At 72.4% G+C, this 18,196-nt stretch carries 12 protein-coding genes; 6 read left to right on the top strand and 6 right to left on the bottom strand.

The window, feature by feature from the left end; genetic code table 11:
• Positions 1-6: 6 nt before the first annotated feature.
• From ACZ7JA_RS25150 to ACZ7JA_RS25140, 3 genes are read left to right on the top strand one after another with little or no spacing between them, the layout of a single operon-like run.
• On the top strand, positions 7-402 hold the full coding sequence (locus ACZ7JA_RS25150) for a DUF742 domain-containing protein (protein WP_351663760.1): 396 nt from the start codon (positions 7-9) through the stop codon (positions 400-402).
• Between the two features lie 24 nt (positions 403-426).
• The gene (locus ACZ7JA_RS25145) at positions 427-4,065 is read left to right on the top strand and encodes a hydantoinase B/oxoprolinase family protein (protein ID WP_450751850.1); all 3,639 of its coding nucleotides are present in this window, start codon (positions 427-429) and stop codon (positions 4,063-4,065) included.
• Positions 4,046-4,651: a GTP-binding protein gene (locus tag ACZ7JA_RS25140; protein WP_351663756.1), complete on the top strand. Its 606-nt coding sequence runs from the start codon at positions 4,046-4,048 to the stop codon at positions 4,649-4,651. The genes ACZ7JA_RS25145 and ACZ7JA_RS25140 overlap by 20 nt, the downstream gene beginning before the upstream one ends.
• A gap of 137 nt (positions 4,652-4,788) precedes the next feature.
• Here ACZ7JA_RS25140 and glpK read toward each other — a convergent pair whose 3' ends face one another.
• The 3 genes from glpK to ACZ7JA_RS25125 form a co-directional block, all read right to left on the bottom strand.
• Complete coding sequence (gene glpK, locus ACZ7JA_RS25135) at positions 4,789-6,309, bottom strand: glycerol kinase GlpK (RefSeq protein ID WP_351663754.1); 1,521 nt, start codon at positions 6,307-6,309, stop codon at positions 4,789-4,791.
• Positions 6,310-6,383: 74 nt separating this feature from the next.
• Entirely contained in the window at positions 6,384-7,133 is a 750-nt protein-coding gene (locus ACZ7JA_RS25130) for an MIP/aquaporin family protein (RefSeq protein WP_470810564.1), read from the bottom strand.
• Between the two features lie 362 nt (positions 7,134-7,495).
• Positions 7,496-9,139, bottom strand: a complete 1,644-nt coding sequence (locus ACZ7JA_RS25125) for a GGDEF domain-containing protein (protein ID WP_389306416.1) — start codon at positions 9,137-9,139, stop codon at positions 7,496-7,498.
• Positions 9,140-9,340: 201 nt separating this feature from the next.
• Between ACZ7JA_RS25125 and ACZ7JA_RS25120 the strand changes: the two genes are divergently transcribed.
• Entirely contained in the window at positions 9,341-9,877 is a 537-nt protein-coding gene (locus ACZ7JA_RS25120) for an NUDIX domain-containing protein (protein ID WP_393438717.1), read from the top strand.
• Between the two features lie 9 nt (positions 9,878-9,886).
• Here ACZ7JA_RS25120 and ACZ7JA_RS25115 read toward each other — a convergent pair whose 3' ends face one another.
• Positions 9,887-12,247: a glycoside hydrolase family 31 protein gene (locus ACZ7JA_RS25115; protein WP_470810561.1), complete on the bottom strand. Its 2,361-nt coding sequence runs from the start codon at positions 12,245-12,247 to the stop codon at positions 9,887-9,889.
• 214 nt (positions 12,248-12,461) lie between these two features.
• On the opposite strand from ACZ7JA_RS25115, the gene ACZ7JA_RS25110 reads away from it, so the two are divergent.
• Both ACZ7JA_RS25110 and ACZ7JA_RS25105 read left to right on the top strand, forming a co-directional pair.
• Positions 12,462-14,429, top strand: coding sequence for an acetoacetate--CoA ligase (locus tag ACZ7JA_RS25110; RefSeq protein ID WP_389448275.1), 1,968 nt, complete (start codon positions 12,462-12,464; stop codon positions 14,427-14,429).
• A 174-nt stretch (positions 14,430-14,603) separates the two neighbouring features.
• Entirely contained in the window at positions 14,604-15,497 is an 894-nt protein-coding gene (locus ACZ7JA_RS25105) for a hypothetical protein (protein WP_470810559.1), read from the top strand.
• A 70-nt stretch (positions 15,498-15,567) separates the two neighbouring features.
• Here ACZ7JA_RS25105 and ptsP read toward each other — a convergent pair whose 3' ends face one another.
• Complete coding sequence (gene ptsP, locus ACZ7JA_RS25100; protein ID WP_351663740.1) at positions 15,568-17,238, bottom strand: phosphoenolpyruvate--protein phosphotransferase; 1,671 nt, start codon at positions 17,236-17,238, stop codon at positions 15,568-15,570.
• A 76-nt stretch (positions 17,239-17,314) separates the two neighbouring features.
• Entirely contained in the window at positions 17,315-17,764 is a 450-nt protein-coding gene (locus tag ACZ7JA_RS25095; RefSeq protein ID WP_389306426.1) for a PTS sugar transporter subunit IIA, read from the bottom strand.
• Between the last annotated feature and the right edge of the window lie 432 nt (positions 17,765-18,196).

Below are 18,196 nucleotides of genomic sequence, written 5' to 3'. Positions count from 1 at the left end.
GATGACATGAGCGGAGACGGTCAGGGAAGCAGCCACTGGTTCGACGACGAGGCCGGACCGGTCGTCCGCCCGTACGCCATGACGCGCGGCCGCACCACGAGCGCCGGCCAGCACCGGCTCGATCTGATCGCGGTGGTCGTCACCGAACCGGGCGCGGAGGACCCGGATACGGACCCGACGCTCGCCCCCGAGCACGTGGAGATCGTCGGGCTCTGCGCCGGGGCGCCGCAGTCCGTCGCCGAGATCGCGGCGGAACTGAACCTGCCGGTCGGCGTCGTGCGCGTCCTGATCGGGGACCTCGTGGACGCGGAACTCGTCCACGTGACGCGTCCGGTACCCCCGGCCGAGCTGCCGGACGAGAGTATTCTGCGCGACGTGATCAACGGCCTCCGGGCCCTGTGACCGGCGCGGATGCGGAGTGACGACGTGACTGGCTGGCAGTTCTGGGTCGACCGAGGCGGCACCTTCACCGACATCGTCGCGCGCCGCCCGGACGGCCGGCTGCTCACGCACAAGCTGCTGTCCGACAACCCCGAACGGTACGCCGACGCGGCGGTCGCGGGCGTCCGGGAACTGCTGCACGGCTCCCAGGAGCCCGTCGACGCCGTACGCATGGGCACCACCGTCGCCACGAACGCACTGCTGGAACGCAAGGGCGAGCGCACCCTGCTGGTGATCACCCGCGGCTTCCGCGACGCGCTGCGCATCGCCTACCAGAACCGCCCCGCCATCTTCGCCCGCCACATCCGGTTGCCCGGGATGCTGTACGAGCGGGTCATCGAGGCCGACGAACGCATCGCCGCCGACGGGACCGTGCTGCGCGCCCCCGACCTCGAGGCGCTCGCGGGACCGCTCCGCCAGGCGTACGACGACGGGATCCGCGCGGTGGCCGTCGTCTGCCTGCACAGCCATCTGCACCCCGCCCACGAACGCGCGATCGGCGACCTCGCCGCGCGCACCGGTTTCCCGCAGATCTCCCTGTCCAGCGAGACCAGCCCGCTGATGAAGCTGGTCCCGCGCGGTGACACCGCCGTCGTCGACGCCTACCTGTCCCCGGTGCTGCGCCGCTACGTGCGCCACGTCGCCGACGAACTGCGCGATGTACGGCTGATGTTCATGCAGTCCAACGGCGGACTCACGGAGGCCGGACAGTTCCGCGGCAAGGACGCCGTCCTGTCCGGACCGGCCGGCGGCATCGTGGGCATGGCGCGCATGTCGCAGCGGGCCGGTTTCGACCGCGTCATCGGCTTCGACATGGGCGGCACCTCCACCGACGTCTCCCATTTCGCCGGCGCGTATGAACGCGTCTTCACCGCCCGGATCGCCGGAGTCCGGCTGCGCGCCCCGATGCTGGACATCCACACCGTCGCCGCCGGCGGCGGCTCCGTGCTCCACTTCGACGGCTCCCGCTACCGCGTCGGCCCCGACTCGGCCGGCGCCGCCCCCGGGCCCGCCTGCTACCGCGCCGGCGGCCCGCTCACCGTCACCGACGCCAACGTGATGCTCGGCCGGATCCCGCCCGCCCACTTCCCCGCCGTGTTCGGCCCGGACGGCGGCCAGCCCCTCGACGACGCCGTCGTCCGCGACCGCTTCACCGCCCTCGCCCACGAGATCCGTGAGCGCACCGGCGACGACCGCACGCCCGAGCAGGTGGCCGAGGGCTACCTGCGGATCGCCGTCGCCAACATCGCCAACGCCGTGAAACGGATCTCCGTCCAGAAGGGCCACGACGTCACCCGCTACGCCCTGACCACGTTCGGCGGAGCGGGCGGTCAGCACGCGTGCCGGGTCGCCGACTCCCTGGGGATCCGCACCGTCCTCGTACCCCCCATGGCCGGTGTGCTCTCCGCGCTCGGCATCGGCCTCGCCGACACCACGGCCATGCGCGAACAGTCGGTCGAGGCGCCCCTGGAGGCCGCCTCGATGCCGGGCGTCCGCGAGACGGCGGACGCCCTGGAGAGCGCCGCCCGCGCCGAACTGCGCGCCGAGGACGTACCGGACGACCGCGTCGAGGTCACCCGGCGCGCCCAGCTCCGCTACGACGGCACCGACACCACCCTCACCGTCGAGCTGACCGACCCCGGCACCATGACCCACGCCTTCGAAGAACGTCATCGCGCCACGTACTCCTTCACCCTCGACCGCCCGATCGTCGTCGAAGCCCTCTCCGTCGAAGCCACCGGCATCACCGCACCCCCCGACCTCTCCGCCCTCGCCCCTTACGAAGGCCGCCGCGCCGCACCGCGAACCGTCCGGCTGCACACCGGCGGCGCCTGGCACGACGTACCCCTCCACCGCCGGGAGGCCCTTCCTCCCGGCGAGACCGTCACCGGACCGGCGATCATCACCGAGCCCGGCGCGACGACCGTCGTCGACGACGGCTGGCGGGCCGCGGCCGGAGACGACGGGCATCTGGTCATGGAACGCACGGCGATTACGGAGAGTTCCGATCTCGACACGAAAGTGGACCCCGTCCTGCTCGAGGTCTTCAACAACCTCTTCATGTCGATCGCCGAACAGATGGGCGCCCGGCTGGAGTCCACGGCCCAGTCCGTCAACATCAAGGAGCGGCTGGACTTCTCCTGCGCCCTGTTCGACCCGAGCGGGAACCTGGTGGCCAACGCGCCCCACATCCCCGTCCACCTGGGCTCCATGGGCACCAGCGTCCAAGAGGTCATCCGCCGCCGCGGCGCCTCCATGCGCCCCGGCGACACCTACGCCGTCAACGACCCGTACCACGGCGGCACCCACCTGCCCGACGTCACCGTGATCACCCCGGTCTTCGACACCGAGGAGGCCACGGTCACGCGGAGTGAGCCGGAGATCCTCTTCTACGTCGCCTCCCGCGGCCACCACGCCGAGATCGGCGGCATCGCCCCCGGCTCCATGCCCGCCCACAGCCGGACCATCGACGAGGAGGGCGTCCTCTTCGACAACTGGCTGCTCGCGCAGGACGGCCGGTTCCGCGAGGAGGAGACCCGCCGCCTGCTCACCGAGGCGCCCTGCCCCTCCCGCAACGTCCGCACCAACCTCGCCGACCTGCGCGCGCAGATCGCCGCCAACCGCAAGGGCGTCGACGAGGTCCGCCGCATGATCGACGAGTTCGGTCTCGACGTCGTCCAGGCCTACATGCGGCACGTCCAGGACAACGCGGAGGAAGCGGTCCGCCGGGTCGTCGACGCCCTGGACGACGGGGAGTACGCCTACGAGACGGACTCCGGCGCCGTCATCCGCGTCCGTGTGCGGGTCGACCGCGCCGAGCGGCGCGCGACGATCGACTTCACCGGCACCTCCGCTCAGCTCGCCACCAACTTCAACGCCCCCTCGTCGGTGGTCAACGCGGCCGTCCTCTACGTCTTCCGCACCCTGGTCGCCGACGACATCCCGCTCAACGACGGCTGTCTGCGCCCGCTGGACATCGTCGTACCGCCCGGCTCCATGCTCGCCCCCGAGCCGCCCGCCGCCGTCGTAGCGGGCAACGTGGAGACCTCCCAGGCCGTCACCGGCGCCCTCTACGCCGCACTCGGCGTGCAGGCCGAGGGCTCCGGGACGATGAACAACGTGACCTTCGGCAACGAACGCCACCAGTACTACGAGACCGTCGCCTCCGGCTCCGGCGCGGGCGACGGCTTCCCCGGAGCCGACGTCGTGCAGACCCACATGACCAACTCGCGGCTCACCGACCCCGAGGTGCTGGAGTGGCGGCTGCCCGTACGGCTCGAGGAGTTCGCCGTCCGGCGGGGCAGCGGCGGTTCCGGGCGCCGGCGCGGCGGCGACGGCGCCGTCCGCCGGATCCGCTTCCTGGAACCCATGACGGTCTCCACGCTTTCCCAGCACCGCCGTGTGCCGCCGTACGGCATGGCCGGCGGCGAGCCCGGCGCTCTCGGCTCCAACCGGGTGGAACGCGCCGACGGCACGGTCACCGATCTCGGCGGGAGCGGCTCGGCGGAGGTGGGCCCGGGCGACGTTCTCGTCATCGAAACCCCCGGTGGCGGCGGCTACGGCCGGCCGTCACGCGAACCCGATCAAGCAGGAGAAGAGACGGATGATCTTCGGGCGTTCTGAACGCGGCAAGCCCCCGGTCGAGCCCGTCACGCTCAAGATCCTGGTGGCCGGCGGCTTCGGGGTGGGCAAGACGACCCTCGTCGGCGCGGTCAGCGAGATCAGACCGCTGCGCACCGAGGAACTGCTCACCGAGGCCGGACGTCCGGTCGACGACACCAGCGGCGTGGAGGGGAAGCACACCACCACCGTGGCCATGGACTTCGGCCGCATCACCCTGCGCGAGGACCTCGTGCTCTACCTGTTCGGGACACCCGGACAGGAACGGTTCTGGTTCATGTGGGACGAGCTGTCGGAGGGCGCGCTCGGTGCCGTGGTCCTCGCGGACACCCGCCGGCTGGAGGACTGCTTCGCCGCCGTCGACTACTTCGAACGCCGCACGATCCCGTTCGTCGTCGGCGTCAACTGCTTCGAGGGTGCGGCCCGTTACCCCGCGGAATCCGTGCGGCAGGCCCTCGACCTGGACGAGGACGTGCCGGTCGTGCTGTGCGACGCACGGGACCGGGAGTCGGTCAAGGAAGTGCTCATCGGCGTCGTCCAGCACGCGATGAAGCACGCGGCGGGCCGTCGCCGGGCCCTCGCCACCTGACCGCACCCCGCCACTCGGTCCACGGCACGGCCCGTACCCCCGCCGACAGGGGTACGGGCCGTGGTCCCCGCGGACACCCGACGCGCGTGTGAGGTGCTCACACGTCCCGCACGCGCGCGTGCCGGGCGCCCTCGCCCCTACACGTCGTCCTCCTCGAGCCAGCCGAAGCTCTTCTCCACCGCCCTGCGCCAGTTGCGGTACTCGCGGTCGCGCACCGGCGCCTCCATCGCCGGGGTCCACTCGGCGTCCCGCTGCCAGTGCGACTTCAGCTCGTCCAGGTCGTTCCACACGCCCGTCGCCAGACCGGCCGCGTAGGCGGCTCCCAGGCACGTGGTCTCGGACACCCGCGGCCGGATCACCGGAACCCCGAGCACGTCGGCCTGGTGCTGCATGAGCAGGTTGTTCCTCGTCATGCCGCCGTCGACCTTCAGGGTCGTGATCCGTACCCCGGAGTCCTGGTACATGGCGTCCACGACCTCCCGCGTCTGCCAGCTCGTCGCCTCCAGCACCGCGCGCGCGAGGTGCGCCTTGGTGACGTAGCGGGTCAGACCGGTGACGACGCCGCGCGCGTCGGAGCGCCAGTAGGGCGCGAACAGCCCGGAGAAGGCGGGCACTATGTAGGCGCCGCCGTTGTCCTCGACACCGGCGGCCAGGGTCTCGATCTCGTCGGCGTCCCGGATGATGCCGAGCTGGTCGCGGAACCACTGGACCAGCGCGCCCGTTATCGCGATGGACCCCTCCAGGCAGTACACCGGCGCCTCCCCGCCGATCTTGTAGCCCATTGTCGTCAGCAGCCCGCTCTTGGACGCCACGGGCCGGTCGCCGGTGTTGAGGAGCAGGAAACTGCCGGTGCCGTAGGTGTTCTTCGCGGTGCCGACGTCGTAGCAGGCCTGCCCGAACACGGCCGCCTGCTGGTCGCCCAGCGCCGAGGCCACGGGGACCCCCGCGAGCGGGCCGACGGCGGTGCCGTACACCTCGGCGGAGGACCTGATCTCCGGCAGGACCGCCTCGGGCACGTTCATCGCGGAGAGGATGGCGGGATCCCACTGGAGCGTGTTCAGGTTCATCAGCATGGTGCGGCCGGCGTTCGTGACGTCCGTGACGTGCCGGCCGCCGTCCGGGCCGCCGGTGAGGTTCCAGATCAGCCACGAGTCGATGGTGCCGAAGGCGATCTCGCCGCGTTCGGCGCGCTGCCTGAGGCCGGGCACGTGGTCCAGCAGCCAGGCCGCCTTCGGCCCGGAGAAGTAGCTCGCCAGCGGGAGTCCGGTCGGCTCCCGGAAGCGGTCCTGGCCGTCGGTGCCGCCCAGTTCGCGGCACAGGGCGGCGGTACGGGTGTCCTGCCAGACGATGGCGTTGTGCACGGGCTTGCCCGTGGCCCGGTCCCACAGGACGGTGGTCTCCCGCTGGTTGGTGATGCCGAGCGCGCTGAGCCGGTCGGCGCGCAGCCCGGCCTTGGCCAGCGCACCGGCCACCACGGCCTGCACCTTGGACCAGATCTCGGTGGCGTCGTGCTCCACCCAGCCCGGCCTGGGGAAGATCTGGCGGTGCTCGCGCTGGTCCACGGCGACGATCGCGCCACCGTGGTCGAAGATGATGCAGCGGCTGGACGTGGTGCCCTGGTCGATGGCGGCGACGTACTTCTCGGCGGTGTCCGTCATGGCTGTCCCTGGGTCGCTGGGTCGGGTCGCTGGCTCGGGCCTTCGCGGCCCGGTGTGCGTGGTCGTGCCGCCGGTCAGAAGGAGATGTTGTAGACGAGGCCCGCGAGCGCGCCGCCGATCAGCGGGCCGACGACCGGGATCCACGAGTAACCCCAGTCGGACGTGCCCTTGTTCGGGATCGGCAGGAAGGTGTGCACGATGCGCGGGCCGAGGTCGCGGGCCGGGTTGATGGCGTATCCGGTGGGGCCGCCGAGGGACAGTCCGATGCCGACGACGAGCAGTGAGACGATCAGCACCGTCGTGCCGGACTCGCCGAGTCCCTTGGTGAGACCGAAGGCGAGGACGGGCAGCACGAGCGACATCGTCGCGATGATCTCGGTGACGAGGTTGGCGACCGGGTTCCTGATCTCGGGGATGGTCGCGAAGACGCCCAGCGTCGGCACCGGTTCGTCGGCGGTCCCCTCCGTGGTGCCCTCCTTGCGGACGTTGGCCTGGAACTGCGCGAGGTACACCAGATAGGCGAGGACGGCGCCGAGCATCGCGCCGACGACCTGGCCCAGCAGATAGACCCAGACCTTGTCCCACTTGCCGGTGTCCACGGCGATGCCGATGGTGACCGCGGGGTTGAGCTGCCCGCCGGACAGGGGCGCGGCGGTGTAGGCGCCCGCGAGCACGCCGAATCCCCAGCCGAACGCGATGACCACCCATCCGGAGGCCCGGGCCTTGGAGTACCTGAGGGTGACGGCGGCGCAGACACCCGCGCCGAACAGGATCAGGATCGCGGTACCGATGACTTCGCCGACGAATATGTCTCCGTTGCTCATGGCGGCTCCCTTGACGCCGGCCTGGGGCGAACGGCCCCGGCCCTCCGTGCAGGAACGGTTCCTTGGCGACTTCAGCCGAAGGCAGGGAGGGCCCCGCGCCCCGCCCGGCGTCCGTGACGAGCGTGCCGACGCAGCCGGATCGCCTCGATGGCGGGCCGATGGGCGCGGAAAAAACCCACGGCGCAGTGCCTGAATACGCCGTGAATGTACGGCGATGTCGGCTGACACCGGGAAGTGTTCACCGGCACCGGGAGGCCGTCAAGGTCGCCGACGGCAACGATGGCGGCGTTCACACGGGCGCAACTTCCGGCGGCGCCCTTCTCGCAGGCGGGGGCACGAACGGCCCTGTGCGGCCGGGCCGTTCACCCGAGCGGCTCGGCCGCCGCCCGGCCGGCCCGGGCCGGCGCCGCCCCGCGCCGGACCTCCTGCCCGGGCAGTCCCGCGCGCACGAGCACCCAACTCGTTCCGGCCAGCGCCTTCGCGGCCTTCTTCACCGGCGCGAGAGCGGCCGCGGCCTGCCGGTGGTCGAATACGCTCCCGGGCCGGCACACCACGGTCGAGAGGGACAGCGTGACCAGGCGGCCGCCCGCCGACCAGGGAACGTCGAGCAGGGCGGTGGCCAGCGGCTCGAGCGTCTCCTCGTCGGTCAGCACCAGGAAGTCGTCCCCGCCGATGTGGCCCACGCGCGCGTGCCCCGCGGCGGCCTGCTGCAGCGCCCGGCCCACCGAGCGGATCAGCTCGTCACCCGCGGCGAAACCGGCACCGTCGTTCACCTGCTTGAAGTGGTCGATGTCGAGCCAGCTGAGCGCGAACGCCCGCCCCTCGGCGATGCGCCGGTCCACCTCGGCGGTGATGGCGTCCGAACCGGGCAGCCGGGTGAGCGGGTTCAGGCCCGCCGCCTCCTCCACCCGGGTCTCGGCCAGCGCGCGTACCAGGTCCGCGAGCCGTACGACGCCCACGCACCGGCCACCGTGGTCGACGACGGCCACGTCGTCCGAGGTGCGGTCGCTGCCGCCGACCGCCACGACGTCCAGCACCTCCCAGGCGGTGGCGTCCGCGCCGACCGCGCGCGGGGCGTCGCCCAGCTTGTACGCGGGCCGGTCCGCGTACAGGGCGTGCCCGTAGCGGCCGGACATCGACAGCAGGAAGCGGGAGCGGTGCACCGAACGGACGGGCACTCCGGCCTGGTCCACGAGCAGCACCCCGGAGACCTCCGGTGAGCCGGTCAGCAGCGCACGGACCTGCCCCGCCGAAGCGGTCACCGGCAGCACGGCGGCGGGCCGCACGAACTCCCGTACCGGCGGGCCCGGCCGGGGCTGGGCCGAGGCCGCGGCGGAGCGGGGCGGAACGTACACGTCCGCCGCCGGGATCCTGGCCGGCGGCGCGAACAGCTCGCCCTGGGCGAGCTGCGCGCCGGCCGACAGCGCGGCCGTGCACTGCAGCTCGGTCTCCACGCCCTCCACCGCCACCAGGGCGCCCAGTTGCTCGCACAGGGTCCGCATGGACCGCACAGCGGCCGGCCGTGCCAGCAGCGAGGCGTCGAGCTTGACCAGGTCGGGCGAGAGGTCGGTGAGCAGCCGCAGGGGTACGTCCCCGTCCCCGATGCCGTCCGCGCTGATCCGGAACCCCTGCTCACGCAGCCCGCCCACGGCCTCCAGCAGCGCTCGCTGCGGCACATGGGTGCAGGGCGGCACGATGTCGAGGGTCACCTCCCAGGGCATCCGCCCCTCCGCCCGGACGGCGTCGTGCAGCCGGGCGAGGCCGCCGAGGTCGGCGAGCGTGGCCGCGAACACGTTGAGGTGCAGCGGAAGCAGCGTCTCCTTGCGGGCCGCCGCGCGGAGCGCCAGCACGGCCAGCCTGCCGTCGAGCTCGGGGTCCCGGCGCGCCTCGGCCAGGACGTCGCCGGTCTCCGGGCGGGCGAGCACCTCCAGTGCGGTGACCGCGCCGGTCCGCAGATTGACCACCGGCTGGAAGGCGAAGCGGAGAGTATCCGTCCAGGAGTGCACGGGAGCATGATGGCGCTGCCGGAACGCGCCCAGGCCCAGTTCATAAGACGTTCACGCAGCATTCCCGGGTGATCACGGAGCGTGCGGAGTGCCCGGTGCGGGCACCTCCGAGGCATCCCGGCCGGGCCGCCTGGTTCCACTTCCGCTTCCTGTTCGTCAGTGCCGGAAGAAGTGCCTCCTCTGATCGGATACAGTCCGCGCGTGTCCGAAAATCAGCATCCCATCGCCAACTCCGCGCCCGGCTCGCACTGTTCCGGCTGCGGAGCGCCCTACGGAGAGGGCGTGACGGGCTGGCCGCGCACCTGCCCCTCCTGCGGCACCGTCGCCTACCGCAACCCGCTTCCGGTCGCGGTGGCGCTCCAGCCCGTCTACGACACCACCGGCACCGCCCTGGTCGTCATCACCCGGACCGTCGCCCCCGCGCGCGGAGGCACGGCACTGCCGGGCGGCTACGTCGACGACCGGGAGGACTGGAAACAGGCCGTGGTGCGCGAGCTCAAGGAGGAGACGGGCATCGACGCCGCCGCCCGGGACGTCCGCCTCGTGGACGCCATGAGCTCGCCCGACGGACACCTGCTGCTGTTCGGACTCCTGCCCGAACGTCCGGCCGAAGGGCTCCCGGAGTCCAGCGCCACGGACGAGACCGAGGGCTGGCACCTCCTGCGCCGACCCGAGGAACTCGCCTTCCCGCTGCACACCCTTGCCGTACGGGGCTGGTTCGAGGGCCGCTACATCTGAGCCGCCCGCTCAGCCGAGCCCCCGTACCCGCACCGGGTGGGGCGGCGCCGCCGCGCCGTCCTCCCGCTCCCAGGTCACCACCACCCGCCGGCCCTGCCGGCGGGCCGCATACCGCTCGATCTCCGGCTCCACCCAGCCGTCGCCCGCGTCCCGGACGACCAGCCCGCCCCCGGTCCGCCCGGCGACGGGCGCCCACACCTCCAGTTCCAGCTCCCCGTCCGCGCCCCTGACCGGAACGACCGCCCCCGCGCGCGCCAGCACCGGTATCCGTGACAGCGGCGTGTCCAGGACGACCTGCCCCGGACCCTCGTACGCCTCCTCCGTCACGGTGTCGTACCAGCGGCCCCGGGGCAGCCGCACCGCGCGCCGCCCCGCGCCGGGGCCCAGAACCGGCGCCACCAGCAGCTGGTCACCCAGCAGGAACGCGTCCTCGCAGTCGCGCAGCGCCCGGTCCTCGGGCGACCCCCACCACAACGGCCGCACATAGGGCGCGCCGGTGCGCCGCGCCAGATGCGCCAGCGTCACGAAGTACGGCAGCAGACGCCGGCGCTCCAGCAGCGCCGCGCGCGCGTGCCCCAGCACTTCCGCACCGAACTCCCACGGCTCCCTGCGGCCCGCCCGCGGACCGGCGTGCGTCCGGAACAGCGGCAGATACGCGCCGAGCTGGAACCAGCGCAGGTACAGCTCCGGCGACGGACTGCCGTCGTGACCGCCCACGTCGGGCCCCGAGTAGGGCACCCCGCACAGGCCCAGGCCCAGCACCAGCGACAGCGAGGCCCGCAGCCCGGGCCAGCCCGTCGCCACGTCGCCGGAACAGGTGCCGCCGTAGCGCTGCATGCCGGCCCAGCCGGACCGGGAGAACACGAACGGCCGCTCCTGTGGCGACAGCTCCCGCAGCCCCTCGTAGCCCGCCCTGGCCATGCAGAGCGCGTACACGTTGTGCGCCTCCCGGTGGTCGCCACCGCGCCCCTCGACGGCGTGCCGCGCCGAACGCGGCAGCGTCGTCTCACCGAAGGCGCTGAACGACGTCGGCTCGTTCATGTCGTGCCAGAACCCCGCGAAACCCTGCCCCAGCCGCTCCTCGTACAGGCCGCCCCACCACTTGCGCACGCGCGCGTGCGTGAAGTCCGGGAAGACCGACTCGCCGGCCCACACCTCGCCCCGCACCCTCCGCCCCGAGCCGTCCCGCACGAACGCGTCCAACGCCGAACCGCTGTCGTACACGGCGTCCCCCGGCACGGCCTTCACCGCCGGGTCGACGATCGACACCAGACGGACGCCGTCCCGGCGCAGCTCCTCCGCGAGCACCGGCAGCTTGGGGTAACGCTCCTGGTCGACGGTGAACACCCGATGGCCGTCGTAGTGGTCGACGTCCAGGTGCACGGCGTCCAGCGGCAGATCGCGCTCCTGGTACCCCGCGACGATCCGGCGCACCTCCTGCTCACCGCCGAAGCCCCACCGCGCGTGCTGGTGGCCCAGGGCCCACGTCGGCGGCAGCGCGGGCGCCCCGGTCAGCGAGGCCCAGGTGAGCAGCACGCGCGCGGGCGTGCCCACCATCACCCAGCAGCGCAGCGGCCCCCCGTCCATGCGCAGCTCGCAGCGCCCCGCCCGGTCGTGCCCGGACCCGGCGCCCTCCTCGCCCTCCCGCAGGCTCACCGTGCCGTCCCACGTGGTGTCGTGGAACACCAGATGGCTCGCGGCGTCGGCCACGACCAACTGCACCGGCATGGTCACGTACAGCGGATCGTCCCCCGGGCCGAACGCACGGCCCGGATCGGTGTTCCACAGCCGGTAGACGCCCTTGCGCAGGCGCGGACCGCTCGCGCGCCCGCCCAGACCGAAGAAGCGGGCGTCCGCCGCCACCTCGGACCGCTGCATCCACCGCGCAGGGCCCCCGTCGGCCGGCTCCCACCACCGCGGCGGCATCTCCCGCCGCAGCACCACACCGCCCGGAGTGCACACCTGCAGCGCCCCGTGCCGCGACACGACGACCGTCACCCGCTCGGCGACCACCCGCCAGCCGCCGTCCTTGTCCGGTTCCAGCACGGCCCGCGGATCGGGCTCCGGGGCCGCGCCCGCGAGGGCGTACGACGGCTGCGGACCCGCCCCGTCCCACCCCCAGAACACGGCCCCGCTGACCGTCACGGTGATCCGCAGGTCGGACCGGCTGAACCGGATCACACCGCCCCCCGGACCCGGCTCCGCCCCCTGCACCCGCCCCGGGACCCGCGCGCGCTCGGCCCCCCGCCGGGGCAGCCCGGCGGCGTCGATCCGCCGTCTGCGCCACGCCGCCCGCACCGTGCGCAACCCCTGAGCCGCCCGCCCCGAACCACCGACACTCACCGAACGCACCAGGTCACGACCGTCCATGCTGTTCACCCTGCCACTGACCGCCCCGCGCGCGTGTGTCGTTCAACTGCCGTTCACCCGTGCCCGGACCACATCTTCACGACACGGACTATGTGGGGCCCGCCCTGGTGCAGAAGTCGATCACATGGCATCGTCCCTGTCAGCCGCGTCACGCGCACACCCCAGCCCGTGCGCGGACCGACGCACACGACGCGTACAGCCCGGGAGCCGCCCCATGTCGACCGCGAACCCCAAGCCGCTCTGGCAGCCCGATCCCGAGCGGATCGCCCAGGCCCGCATCACCCAGTTCCAGGCATGGGCCGCCGAGCACCACGGCGCCCCTGCGGAGGGCGGCTACCCCGCACTGCACCAGTGGTCCGTGGACCAGCTGGACACCTTCTGGAAGGCCGTCGCCGACTGGTTCGACGTCCGTTTCTCGAGGCCCTGGACGCGCGTGCTCGGCGACCGCGCGATGCCCGGCGCCGAGTGGTTCCCCGGAGCCACCCTGAACTACGCCGAACACGCCCTGCGCGCCGCGTCCGACCGCCCCGACGAGCCGGCGCTCCTGTACGTCGACGAGACCCACGAACCACGCCCGGTGACCTGGGCCGAGCTGCGCCGCCAGGTCGGTTCCCTCGCCGCCGAACTCCGCGCCCTCGGCGTCCGCCCCGGCGACCGGGTCAGCGGGTACCTCCCGAACATCCCCGAGGCCGTCGTCGCCCTCCTGGCGGCGGCCGCCGTGGGCGCCGTGTGGACCTCCTGCGCCCCCGACTTCGGCGCCCGCAGCGTCCTCGACCGCTTCCAGCAGATCGAGCCGGTCGTCCTGTTCACCGTCGACGGCTACCGCTACGGCGGCAAGGAGCACGACCGCCGCGAGACCGTCGCCGAACTGCGCCGGGAACTGCCCACCCTGCGCGCCGTGGTGCACATCCCGCTGCTCGGCACCGAAGCGCCGGAGAGCGCCCTGGAATGGTCGGCGCTGACCGCCGCCGACACCGAGCCCGTCTTCGAACAGGTCCCGTTCGGCCATCCGCTGTGGGTCCTGTACTCCTCCGGGACCACCGGCCTGCCCAAGGCCATCGTGCAGTCCCAGGGCGGCATCCTGGTGGAGCACCTCAAGCAGCTCGGGCTGCACTGCGACCTCGGCCCCGAGGACCGCTTCTTCTGGTACACCTCGACCGGCTGGATGATGTGGAACTTCCTCGTCTCCGGCCTGCTCACGGGCACGACGATCGTCCTGTACGACGGCAGCCCCGGCTACCCGGACACCGGCGCCCAGTGGCGCGTCGCCGAACGCACCGGAGCCACCCTCTTCGGCACCTCCGCCGCCTACGTCATGGCCTGCCGCAAGGCGGGCGTGCACCCCTCCCGCGACTTCGACCTCTCCCGCGTCCAGTGCGTCGCCACCACCGGCTCGCCACTGCCGCCGGACGGGTTCCGCTGGCTGCACGAAGAGGTCCGCGAAGACCTGTGGATCGCCTCCGTCAGCGGCGGCACGGACGTCTGCTCCTGCTTCGCGGGAGCCGTGCCGACCCTGCCGGTGTACACCGGCGAACTCCAGGCGCCCGGCCTCGGCACCGACCTGCAGTCCTGGGACCCGAGCGGAAAACCCCTCGTCGACGAGGTGGGCGAGCTCGTCGTCACCAACCCCATGCCGTCCATGCCGGTCCACTTCTGGAACGACCCCGACGGCAGCCGCTACCACGGCAGCTACTTCGACACCTACCCGGGCGTCTGGCGGCACGGCGACTGGATCACCCTCACCTCGCGCGGCTCGGTGATCATCCACGGCCGCTCCGACTCCACCCTCAACCGGCAGGGCGTACGCATGGGCTCGGCCGACATCTACGAAGTGGTCGAAAGGCTGCCCGAGATCAAGGAGTCCCTCGTCATCGGCGTCGAGCAGCCCGACGGGGGCTACTGGATGCCGCTCTTCGTGCACCTGGCGCCGGGCGCCGCCCTCGACGAGGCACTGCTGAACCGCATCAAGCAGGCGATCCGCGAACAGCTCTCGCCGCGGCACGTGCCCGACGAGGTCATCGCCGTCCCCGGCATCCCGCACACCCTCACCGGCAAGCGCATCGAGGTCCCGGTCAAGCGCCTCCTCCAGGGCACCCCCCTGGAGAAGGCCGTCAACCCCGGCTCCATCGACAACCTCACCCTGCTCGGCTTCTACGAGGAGCTGGCCCGCAAGCGCGCCTGACCTCCCCGCTCACCCGCGAACGGCCCCGGACTTCACCCGCCACGCCGGCGAAGCCCGGGGCCGGACGCTTCGAAGCCCCCGCGAAACCCCGCGCGAACGTCTCCGCCCCGGCCCGTTGTCAGTGTCCCCGGTTACTGTGAGTGAGCATTGATCGACAGCGCACTTGGGGGAAACATGGCGCACACCGACCAGCAGACGATGCGACGCGCCCTGCGCCGCGAGATCGCCGGAACCATCGGCCTGCTCACCGACGAACACGACTTCGGCGCCATGCGGCGCTACCGCAGCTTCGTCTTCGACGACCACACCACCTACCTGCGACAGGTGGAATCCCTGCTGAAAAGCCGGGCGGCCCAGGGCGGACACACCACGCTGGCCCTGTTCGATCCGGAGGACTACGCGGCGTTCTGCGCGGCGACCGGCCTCGACCCGGAAGCATCCGCCAGCCGCGCCCGGTTCACCGCACACCTGGCGGCCACGGGCCCCACCGTCCCCTACGACGGCCGCCCCCTCACCGCGCTCGTGCCCGACCTCGTCGACGAAGCCGTACGCCAGGCCACCTGGGAGTACGCCACCATCCTCCTGACCCGCCTCGGCCCCTGCGCCACCTGCGGCGAGGACATCGGCCGCGCAGCCTTCACCCGCGCGTCCGGGCTCATCGTCCGCATCCTCGACAGCGCCCCGCCCGGCGACCGCCACCTCGTCTGCAGCGTCTCGGCGCCGGCGGAAACCCTGGTCGCCGTCCTCCACGCCGACCAGGGCGCCGAGGGCACCGCCGAACTCGACGAGGGGGAAGCCCTCGAATTCACCAGCGTCCTCGCCCTCGGCCTCGCCACCAAGAGCCCCGGCGGCCTGGTCATGCGCGTCAGCTCGCCCGGTACGGCCGACCGCGTGCACGGCTGGCGGCTGCGCGGAGGCGACCTCGTACCCCTCAGCGCGGCCGAGGTCTTCGACGCCTACTGCACGGACGCCGAATCCGGCGACCTCATCAGCCCCGAACCGGACGTCGACTACTGCGCACCGCCCGACCTCGGACAGGAGGACACGCCACCGGAGCACCGCCACTGAACGCACCAGGGGCGCCCCACCCGGTGGTGAGGCGCCCCTGAACCGGCGATCCGGCGCGAGCCGGAATCGACTACTCCCCGGACAGCACCGCCTGCGCGGCGCTGCGTGCCTCCGCGGCGCTGTCCGCCGCCCGCGCGGCGGCGGCCGCCCGCTCGCACTGCGCCAGCGTGTACTTCGCCAGGGTCGCCCGCACGTACGGCAGCGACGCCGCGCCCATCGACAGGGAGGTGACACCCAGACCGGTCAGCACACACGCCAGCAGGGGGTCGGACGCGGCCTCGCCGCACACCCCGCAGCTCTTGCCCTCGGCCCTCGCCGCCTCGGCGGACAGAGCCACCAGGTCGAGCAGTGCCGGCTGCCACGGGTCCTGGAGCCGTGACACCGCACCCACCTGTCGGTCAGCGGCGAAGGTGTACTGCGCGAGGTCGTTGGTCCCCAGCGAGAGGAACTCGACCTCCTGGAGGATCGAGCGCGCCCGCAGAGCGGCGGACGGGATCTCCACCATCGCGCCGAACTTCGCCCGGAGCCCCGCCTCGCGGCAGGCGTCCGCGAACGCCTTGGCGTCCGCACGGTCCGCCACCATGGGCGCCATGACCTCGAGGTAGACCGGCAGCCCTTCCGCCGCCCTGGCGAGCGCGGTGAGCTGCGTGCGCAGGACGTCGGGATGGTCGAGCAGCGTCCGCAGACCCCGCACGCCCAGCGCCGGGTTCGGCTCGTCCGCCGGGGTCAGGAACTCGAGCGGCTTGTCCGCGCCCGCGTCCAGCACCCGCACCACCACACGGCCCTCGGGGAACGCCTCCAGCACCTGCCGGTAGGCCTCCACCTGCTTGTCCTCTGACGGCGCGTTCTTGCTGTCGTCCAGGAACAGGAACTCGGTGCGGAACAGACCGACACCCTCGGCCCCGGCCTCCACGGCGGCCGGCACGTCCGCGGGCCCGCCGACATTGGCGAGCAGCGGCATCTTGTGCCCGTCGGCCGTGGCGCCGGGACCGGTGGAAGCCGCCAGCGCCGCCTTGCGCTCGGCCGCCGCCGCCTCCAGTTGCGCCCTCTTCTCGGCGCTCGGGTTCACGAAGACGTCCCCGGTGCTGCCGTCGACGGCGACCACCTTCCCCTCGGCCAGCTCCCCGGCACCCGGCAGCGCCACGACGGCCGGAACCCCCAGGGCACGGGCGAGGATCGCGCTGTGACTGGTCGGACCGCCCTCCTCGGTCACGAAACCGAGGACGAGCGTGGGGTCGAGCAGCGCCGTGTCCGCGGGCGCCAGATCGCGCGCCACCAGCACATAGGGCCTGTCACTGTCCGGGACACCGGGCATCGGCACGCCCAGGAGCCGGGCGACGATGCGGTTCCGGACGTCGTCCAGGTCGGCCACGCGCCCGGCTAGGTACTCCCCGGCGCCCGCCAGCAGTTCGCGGTACGCGGCGAACGCGTCGTACACGGCACGCTCGGCCGTGCTGCCGACGGCGATCCGCCGTTCCACGTCCGCCATCAGCTCGGGGTCCTGGGCCATCATGGCCTGCGCCTCGAGGACCGCCTGGGCCTCGCCGCCGGCCAGATTGCCGCGCGCCATCAGATCGGCCGCCACAGCGTCCACCGCCTGGCGGGCCCGTCCCTGCTCGCGTCCCGCCTCGTCCGCGGGTATCTGCTTGGCAGGCGGCTCCAGCACCGCCGTCCCCATGTGCCGAACCTCGCCGATCGCCACACCGTGGCTCACGCCGACGCCTCGCAGCGTTGTCTCCATCTCACCGTCTCCGATAGTGCGGCGGGGCCGCCGCCGCGATGGTCGTCCTGTACGCCGCCGGACGGCGGCCCTCCCGTCAGTTCCAGGAGAAGAGGCTGTCGCCGGCCTTCACGTCGCCGCTGTCCCGCAGATCGGAGAGGGACTCGGCGGTGGCCTCGAGGGCCACGACCGGACACACGGGGGACTTGCCGGCCGCCTCGACCGCGGCCGGGTCCCAACGCACGATGCTCTGCCCACGCGTCACGGTGTCGCCCTTGGCGACGAGCAGCTCGAAGCCCTCGCCGTTGAGCTGGACGGTGTCGATGCCGAGGTGGGTGAGCACACCGTGCCCGGCTGCGTCGACCACGACGAAGGCGTGGGGGTGCAGGGAGACGATGACGCCGTCCACCGGTGCCACGGCCTCGGAGGGCTCACGTACCGGGTCGATGGCGGTGCCCGGGCCGACCATGGCCCCGGAGAAGACCGGATCCGGTACATCGGCCAGTCCGATGGCCCGACCGGCGAGAGGGGACGTCACGGTGGTCATGGGAAGCCTCCCAGGAGTGGAGCTGCAGGTGGGGCCGTCACTGCCTGTCCCGTAAACGGCGCGCTGATCAGCAGCGTATGCCAAAGGAAGTGACGGTTCCGTACGGAACTTACCAGCTAGTGGTCTAGACCACCAGCGCCGTCGATTTGCATGGCCTTCGAGGCCCCGTGTACTGTCGTACTCCTGCCTGGGGCGGGGCGGCGCGAAAGTGTCGCGGCCCGGCAGCAACCAAACTGGTCAGATCCTCTCTCGGGATCCCTTCCGCATGTCCTGCGGAGGGTGGTCAGAGAGTCGGAAAAACACTGATAGAGTTTGGAACACCGAAGGGAAGCGCCCAGAGGAAAGCCCGAGAGGGTGAGTACAAAGGAAGCGACCGTTCCTTGAGAACTCAACAGCGTGCCAAAAATCAACGCCAGATATGTTGATACCCCG

Source organism: Streptomyces sp. NPDC038135, from assembly GCF_055601245.1.
Note: the sequence above shows the minus strand (reverse complement) of the source record. Positions and strands in the feature narration are given on the sequence as shown.